Source organism: Marinilabilia rubra, from assembly GCF_003121985.1.
Taxonomy (GTDB): Bacteria; Bacteroidota; Bacteroidia; order Bacteroidales; family Marinilabiliaceae; genus Marinilabilia; species Marinilabilia rubra.
The window spans coordinates 1-1596 of record NZ_QEWP01000051.1 but is presented as its reverse complement, the minus strand read 5'-3'; the positions used below and the strand labels follow the sequence as shown (position 1 = coordinate 1596).

Annotated in this window: 3 protein-coding genes; all 3 read right to left on the bottom strand. The window is 32.3% G+C overall.

Annotated elements, in window-relative coordinates; genetic code table 11:
* Positions 1-152: 152 nt before the first annotated feature.
* Genes DDZ16_RS20540 through DDZ16_RS20530 form a run of 3 tightly spaced genes read right to left on the bottom strand, consistent with a single transcriptional unit; the run spans position 153 to position 1440 of the window.
* Entirely contained in the window at positions 153-560 is a 408-nt protein-coding gene (locus DDZ16_RS20540) for an FEKKY domain-containing protein (protein ID WP_109266361.1), read from the bottom strand.
* Position 561: 1 nt separating this feature from the next.
* On the bottom strand, positions 562-933 hold the full coding sequence (locus DDZ16_RS20535) for a hypothetical protein (protein WP_109266360.1): 372 nt from the start codon (positions 931-933) through the stop codon (positions 562-564).
* A gap of 42 nt (positions 934-975) precedes the next feature.
* Entirely contained in the window at positions 976-1440 is a 465-nt protein-coding gene (locus tag DDZ16_RS20530) for a hypothetical protein (RefSeq protein ID WP_109266359.1), read from the bottom strand.
* Between the last annotated feature and the right edge of the window lie 156 nt (positions 1441-1596).

Below are 1596 nucleotides of genomic sequence, written 5' to 3'. Positions count from 1 at the left end.
GAAAACACTATAGTTAAATCATTGTTATATAGTTTTTTATTGTGAGGCATCCTGAAGATTGTTTAGTTCAACAATAGCCTCCAATATCAAGCGTGTGCAAGCAACGCTTGATCGGAGGCTAAGTGTTGGAGGCTAAGTGTTGTAGCGCGTTTTTATCTATCCTGTTTCCAATTTTTTAATCCGATTACATCATTTCTTATGGTTTTCTTCCATTCCATTTCATATATCTGGAAGAAATAATCAAAAACCATGTGATTATATTCTTTCATTAATTCATAATCTGGCCCAGTGCAGCCTTGTTCATAATAATGCACTTTGTATGTGTTCTCAAAGATACTATCTGTTGAATAAACAACTGGTGCGATGCCACTTTGGATGAATAGGAAAAGATTGCCATTTTCTATGTCTTGCTTAGCTAATTTCTTGGCTTCATCATTTGTCTCAGCAAATATTAATTGTATTGCATTACTCTTATTAATCAATTCATCAGTCATTTCTCTTGACTGTGAAAAACAAATAATTGTAATCAAAAGAAAACCAAATATGAATAAGAGCCTCATTTTAACTGTAATTAAAAAGTCTGACACGTTTTCTTTCGTTCTTTGTTATTATTCCAAAGATTATGCTGGGAACAACCAGAATACTTAATAATCCAGCAATTGTATAAATATTAATTGTTAAAAATAGAAAATCCCAAAGAAATATTAATAACAATGATGTTCCAATCAATAAAACTGAAAGAGCAATGAAATGAGCTATTTTATTTTCTTTTGCTTCAATATTGACAATGTGAAATTTGGTTTTTTTGTTACAATTTTTACAAGTCAATGAAATATATTCTCCGTTTGATTTTTTAAATTCAATTCTATCTGATACCCATTTCGTAAAGGATATCTCTGATTTGCATTTAGGGCATTTTGCATATAATTTCATATCATTCTGCCAATTTGTTGAATAGTTGTTAACCCAAGACCGCTACAACTTCTTGTGCAATGTTTTTATTTCATTTCGTATTTCTTCTAATTTCATAATTTTTGCTTGTAGAACGGTCTCTATGTAGGTTGATTTATTTTTCAATATAAGTCTTCCGAACTGTTTATTATGGTCAGTATAAATTATTTCAGTTTCTAAATTATCAATTTCGATTTCTTTTCGTCCGTCTTTAAAAAAGCCAAAGTCAGCTATGTATGAAATCTTTTCTCGATTTACAGTTAGTATTTCTTGTCCGATGGTATTCCATAGAACTATTTTTAGTAAATAAAATCCTACTCCCCAGCAAATTATAAAGGAAACCAAAATTCCAATATGAGGCCCGTTTCCGTATGTTAATGCAATAACGGTAATTGGGATTAGAATAAGAATTGACATAATCAGGATTAGAAAAATCCTTATGAAAATTGGTGCTTTCTTAGTTCCAATGGTATATTCTGTACCGTTCATTATGGTCTTGTTTTGTTTTTTTTAATGCGCTAACCGGGTAGCTTACGCCCCCTAAGAACCGTGCGTGCCAGTTTCCCGGCACACGGCTCAGGCACTTTTAAAGCCTGCCCGGTGAGGGAAGACCCGGCTGTTATTACTACTTTTGTTGTCGTTGAC